Here is a 5,555-nt window from a genome sequence, read left to right as displayed (position 1 = left end):
GCTCCACCACGATCTCGCTGTCCGTTCGCGGAATGAGGGCGCGCGCATCACTCAGAATCTCGAGACCGTAAAAGCCGGTATGGCCAAGGATGTGCTGCACCGGTTCGCGCGTCAGCCGCCGGGCGAGCGCCGCCGAGGCTGGCGACAGCGGCTTGGTTGCGATCAACGGCAGCACGACGCCCAGGGTGCGGGCCGAGGCGCCGCGCCACAGGTCGGCCGGCAGCCCGGTGTCGCGCCCCCCGGTGGAGAACAGGTCGGGGGCGGCGAGCGGCGCGACCTCCACGCCCTGCGCATGCGCCGTTCCGACGAGGATCGAGACCGTCGCGAGACCGGCCAGAAGCGAATTGCGGATCATAGGCGCCAGCATAACCTGATGCGGGAAGTTGGCGCGAGCCCGGCCGCTCGTGTATGGCTGCCCTGTTCATGGACCGCTACTCACCGCTGCGCACTCGCACCATCGCCCTGGTGGGCCTGATGGGCGTTGGCAAGACCAGTGTCGGCCGCCGCTTGGCGACGGTGCTGGAATTGCCATTCCGCGACGCCGACGTCGAGGTGGAGGCCGCGGCCGGCCGCTCCATCCCAGAGATCTTCGCCGACCTGGGCGAACCGGCGTTCCGCGAGGGCGAGCGTCGTGTGATCTCACGGCTGCTGGACGAACCGCCCCACATCCTGGCCACCGGCGGCGGGGCCTTCGTCAGCGACGAGACCCGCGCCCTGATCAAGGCCAAGGCGGTGTCGGTGTGGCTCAAGGCCGACCTCGACGTGCTGGCCAAACGCCTGGCGCGCAAGGACAACCGCCCACTGCTCACCGGGCGCGATCCGAAAGAGGTGCTGCAGCAGCAGGCGGAGGCGCGTTACCGCTATTATGGCGAGGCCGACGTCACGATCGAGACGAGCGACGCCGCCCATCAGGTCAGCGTCGACCAGGTGATCGAAGCCGTATCCGCCTATATCGAAAGTCAGCCGAAATGATCCGCAGCGTCGCCGTGGGACTGGGCGAGCGGTCCTACGAGGTGGTCATCGGACCTGGCCTGTTGGATCGGGCCGGCGCGCGGATCGCGCCGTTCGCGCGCCGCCGTCGGGTCGCCGTCGTCACCGACGAGACGGTCTGGGGCCTGCACGGGGCGCAACTCACCGCCAGCCTGGAGGCCGCCGGCCTCGCCTGCCCGGTCATCGTGCTGCCGCCGGGCGAGCAAACCAAGAGCTTCGAATGGCTGGCCGAGCTCAGCGACCGGCTGCTGGCGCTGGCGCTGGACCGCGGCGACCTGGTGGTGGCGTTCGGCGGCGGCGTGGTCGGCGACCTCGCGGGCTTCGCGGCCGCTGTCTACAAGCGCGGCATAGACTTCGTGCAGATCCCGACGACCCTGTTGGCCCAGGTGGACTCCTCGGTCGGCGGCAAGACCGCCATCGACACGCCGCGCGGCAAGAACCTGGTGGGCGCGTTCCATCAACCGCGCCTGGTGCTGGCCGACCTGGACGTGCTGGCCACCCTGCCCGAGCGGCAGGTGCGCGCCGGTTACGCCGAGGTCGTCAAGTACGGCCTGCTCGGCGACTTCGACTTCTTCCAATGGCTGGAAGCCAATGCACCCGCCGTGTTGGCGCGCGAGCCCCAGGCGTTGGCCCACGCCGTCGCCCGCTCGGTCGAGATGAAGGCCGAGATCGTCGCCGAGGACGAAACCGAACAAGGCCGCCGCGCCCTGCTCAACCTGGGCCACACCTTCGGCCATGCGCTGGAGGCCGAAACCGGCTTTGGCGAGGCGTTGCTGCATGGCGAATCGGTGGCCGCCGGCCAGGCGCTGGCGTTTCGCTTCTCCGCCGCGCAGGGGCTCTGCACGACGCAGGACGCCCACCGCGCCGAGGCGGCGATCCGCGCCGCCGGCCTGCCAACGTCCATGGCCGAGACGCGCGACAAGCCCTACGCCGTTGAACGACTGCTGGAGCACATGGCCCAGGACAAGAAGGCCGAGGGTGGCGCACTGACCTTCATCCTCGCCCGAGGACTGGGCCAGGCCTTCGTCGCGCGTAATGTGGACGCGAACGCCATACGTGAATTCCTGAAGGCCGAGGGAGCCGAAACGTGACCGCCATCCTGGCGCTGGCCCCGATCGTCTTCGGGCTGCTCGCGATTTCGGCCCTGTTCTCCGCCGCTGAAACGGCCCTGACCGGGGCCAGCCGTTCGCGGATGCACCAGCTCGATCGGGAAGGCGACCGGCCGGCGCGGCGGGTCAACCGATTGCTCTCCGACCAGGAGACGATGATCGGCGCGGTGCTGCTGGGCAACAACCTGATCAACATCCTGGCCTCGGCCCTGACCACCCAGGTGGTCACCGCGGCGATCCCCGGCGGGCTGGGCGTCGCCGCGGCCACCGCGCTGATGACCGTGCTGGTGCTGGTGTTCGCCGAGGTGCTGCCGAAGACCCTGGCGATCCTGCGGTCCGACGATGTGGCGCGCGCGCTGTCGGGCCCGACCCTGGTGGTCGTCAAGCTGTTCGGCCCGATCATCTATGCGATCCAGTGGATCGTGCGGAGGACCCTGCGGCTGTTCGGCGTGCGTCTGACGATGGAGGTCGACGTGCTGGCGGCGCACGAGGAGATCCGCGGCGCGGTCGAATACCACCACTCGGAAGGCCTGGTTGAGAGCCGTGACCGGCACATGCTGGGCGGCGTGCTGGACCTGTCGGAGATGGATGTCGGCCAGGTGATGGTCCACCGGACGGCGATCGCCATGGTCGACGCCGACCTGCCGCCGCGCGAGTTGGTCGCCGCCGTGCTCGACAGCGGCCACACACGCGTGCCGCTCTATCGTGACGACGCGGAGAACATCATCGGCGTGGTGCACGCCAAGGACCTGCTGCAGGCGATCTCGCAGGCCGATGGCCGCATCGAGGCGTTGGACGTGCCGACGATCGTGCGTGCGCCCTGGTTCATTCCCGAGACCACCAACCTCAAGGACCAGCTCAGCGCTTTCCTGCGCCGCCACACCCACTTCGCCCTGGTGGTGGACGAATACGGCGGACTGCAGGGGCTGATCACGCTTGAAGACATCCTCGAGGAGATCGTCGGCGAGATCGAGGACGAGCATGACGTCACCGTGCGCGGCGTGCGCCCACAGCCGGACGGCTGGGTGCTGGTCGATGGAGCGGTGCCGATCCGCGACCTCAACCGGGCGATGAACTGGGACCTTCCGGACGAGGAGGCGGTGACCATCGCCGGCCTGCTGATCCATGAAGCCCAGACGATCCCGCAGATCGGCGAGGCTTTCGATTTCCATGGGCGCCGCTTCGAAGTGCTGGGCCGCAAGGGCAACCAGGTCACCTCGCTGCGGATCTCGCCGCCAGGGCCGGAGGCGGAGGACTGACGCGGACGGAACCATTTCCGATCATCGCCGTTCTGGCCGATTGGCGAAGGCTGTCGGGGCGGCGGTCCAGATGCACATGGTTGGCGCGCGCGAGCGCGGGGACGAGACGGCTCTGGTGACGTTCGAGGATCTCAGCGCGCGGTTGGCGATGGCGGAAAACGCTGTCGCCGAAGAAAGCCGTCGCGCCGATGTGCTGAACCGCATCGCCGCCGCGATCGGCGCGGGTTCCGATCTCTCCGAGGTCGTCCAGACCGTTGTGGACGGCGGAGTTGAACTGACCGGCGCGCAGTTCGGGGCGTTCTTCTACAATCTCGTGGGCGCGGACGGCGAGAGTTACACCCTCTACACGCTGTCAGGCGCGCCGCGCTCGGCCTTCGCCGACTTCTCCATGCCGCGCAACACCGCGGTGTTCGCGCCGACGTTCAGCGGCGCGGGACTTGTGCGCTCCGACGACATCACCAAGGACCCTCGCTACGGCCACAACGCGCCGCACCACGGCATGCCGACGGGACACCTGCCAGTGCGCAGCTATCTGGCGGCGCCGGTGGTCTCCCGCAGCGGCGAGGTGTTGGGCGGACTGTTCTTCGGCCACGCCCAAGCGGGAATGTTCACGCCGCGGCTGGAGCCTCTGTTGCACGGATTGAGCGCCCAGGCCGCGGTGGCGATCGACAATGTGCGCCTCGGGGAGGCCGCGCGGCGTGATCTGCTGCAGCGCCGTCGGGTTGAGGCCGCGTTGGCCGAAAGCGAGAGCCGCTTCCGGATGATCGCCAACACTCTGCCGACCTTGTGCTGGGAAGCCGATCTCGAAGGTCGGGTGACATGGCGCAACCAGCGCTGGCACGACTACGTGGGCGTGGAGGCTTATCTGCCGGGCGCGTTTTGGTATGACGTCGATGACGCCCAGGCGCGCGCCGACGCGCAAGGCCATTGGCGTCAAGCCCAGGCGACCGGCGAGCCTCTGGAGCTGGTGTTGCCGTTGCGCGGCCGCGACGGCGTGGCGCGTCCGTTCCTCACACGCGTGGAGCCGGCCCGTGATGCGGTGACCAACGAGATCGTTCGTTGGATGGGCGTCAACCTGGACATCGCCGCCGAGACCGCCGCCCACGAACGCTTGCAGTTCGCGCTGCAGGCCGGCCGGCTAGGGTCGTGGGAGCTCGACGTCGAGACGCGCGACTACACGGCCTCGGACCTCTGCAAGGCGAACTACGGGCGAAGGCCTGACGAGACGTTCGGCTTCCATGATCTCGTCGCCGCCGTCCATGACGAAGACCGAGACCGGATGCGCGCAGCCATCGAGCACGCCATCGCCACCGGCGCCGACTACGACATCGAATATCGCGCCATCCATCCAAACGGCGACGTGCGCTGGGTGCACGCGCGCGGTCGCGTGGCCGAGAAGGCCGACCACGGCGGGGTGCGCCGGATGGCCGGCGTCTCCCTGGACATCACCGAACGCAAGCGGGCCGAGGAGCGGCAGCGGCTGCTGCTCAACGAGCTGAACCACCGGGTGAAGAACACCCTGGCCACCGTGCAGTCGATCGCCAGCCAGACGCTGCGCTCGGCGGCCGATGCGGGCGCGTTCCGCGACGCTTTCGAATCACGTCTGCTGGCGTTGTCCCAGACCCACAACCTGTTGACCGACGCAAACTGGGAGGCCGCCAGCCTGCATGCGATCCTGGTGATGGAGCTCAGTCCTCACGCAGGCGGACGCCAAGGCGGCGGTGGTCGCTTCGTGCTGGAAAGCGATCGCGACGTCCGGCTCAATCCCAAGGCCGCAGTGGCGTTGGGCATGGCCTTGCACGAACTGGCCACCAACGCGGTGAAGTACGGCGCGCTTTCGACCCCGTCCGGCCGGGTGTTGGTCCGTTCCCGAGTGACCGGCCTGGATTTGGTGCTGGAATGGATCGAACAAGGTGGGCCGACTGTCGTGCGGCCGAGCCGGCGCGGGTTCGGCGGGCGGCTGCTGGAGCAGGGCTTGGCCGGTGAACTCGCCGGGCGAGTCGTTCTTACCTATGATCCCGCGGGATTGTCGTGTCGTATGCAACTGCCGATGCGCGCGCTGGAGCCCACTGAATGAGCAATGTCCCTGATCTCGCGGGTCTTCGCGTCTTGGTCGTCGAGGACGAGATGATTGTCTCGATGTTGATCGAGGACATGCTGGGCGATCTTGGCTGCACCGTGGTCGGACCAGCGTCTC

4 protein-coding genes and 2 pseudogenes are annotated in these 5,555 nt (G+C 68.5%); 5 read left to right on the top strand and 1 reads right to left on the bottom strand.

All coding sequences use genetic code 11. The features are described from left to right. Window positions 1-355, bottom strand: a pseudogene (locus Q8M88_RS13040) (hypothetical protein); the annotation flags it as partial. Window positions 356-408: 53 nt separating this feature from the next. Between Q8M88_RS13040 and Q8M88_RS13035 the strand changes: the two are divergent. The 5 genes and pseudogenes from Q8M88_RS13035 to Q8M88_RS13015 form a co-directional block, all read left to right on the top strand. Further along, window positions 409-972, top strand: coding sequence for a shikimate kinase (locus Q8M88_RS13035; protein ID WP_305597589.1), 564 nt, complete (start codon window positions 409-411; stop codon window positions 970-972). Further along, window positions 969-2,081 (top strand): 3-dehydroquinate synthase, encoded by a 1,113-nt coding sequence (gene aroB / locus Q8M88_RS13030; RefSeq protein WP_305597588.1) that lies wholly within the window; start codon window positions 969-971, stop codon window positions 2,079-2,081. Before Q8M88_RS13035 ends, aroB begins: the two co-directional genes overlap by 4 nt. Beyond that, window positions 2,078-3,358 (top strand): HlyC/CorC family transporter, encoded by a 1,281-nt coding sequence (locus tag Q8M88_RS13025; protein WP_305597587.1) that lies wholly within the window; start codon window positions 2,078-2,080, stop codon window positions 3,356-3,358. Before aroB ends, Q8M88_RS13025 begins: the two co-directional genes overlap by 4 nt. Before the next feature lie 70 nt (window positions 3,359-3,428). Then, on the top strand, window positions 3,429-5,435 hold the full coding sequence (locus tag Q8M88_RS13020; RefSeq protein WP_305597586.1) for an HWE histidine kinase domain-containing protein: 2,007 nt from the start codon (window positions 3,429-3,431) through the stop codon (window positions 5,433-5,435). After that, window positions 5,432-5,555: pseudogene (locus Q8M88_RS13015) on the top strand (response regulator); the annotation flags it as partial. The gene Q8M88_RS13020 and the pseudogene Q8M88_RS13015, both read left to right, overlap by 4 nt.

The sequence above is a fragment of the Phenylobacterium sp. genome, from assembly GCF_030693805.1.
In the GTDB taxonomy this organism is placed as follows: domain Bacteria; phylum Pseudomonadota; class Alphaproteobacteria; order Caulobacterales; family Caulobacteraceae; genus Phenylobacterium.
Note: the sequence above shows the minus strand (reverse complement) of the source record. Positions and strands in the feature narration are given on the sequence as shown.

Bases quoted from the DNA above. Each gene is read 5' to 3' on its own strand.
- aroB (WP_305597588.1), top strand. From the start codon at position 969: ATGATCCGCAGCGTCGCCGTGGGACTGGGCGAGCGGTCCTACGAGGTG.
- Q8M88_RS13035 (WP_305597589.1), top strand. From the start codon at position 409: ATGGCTGCCCTGTTCATGGACCGCTACTCACCGCTGCGCACTCGCACC.
- Q8M88_RS13020 (WP_305597586.1), top strand. From the start codon at position 3,429: ATGCACATGGTTGGCGCGCGCGAGCGCGGGGACGAGACGGCTCTGGTG.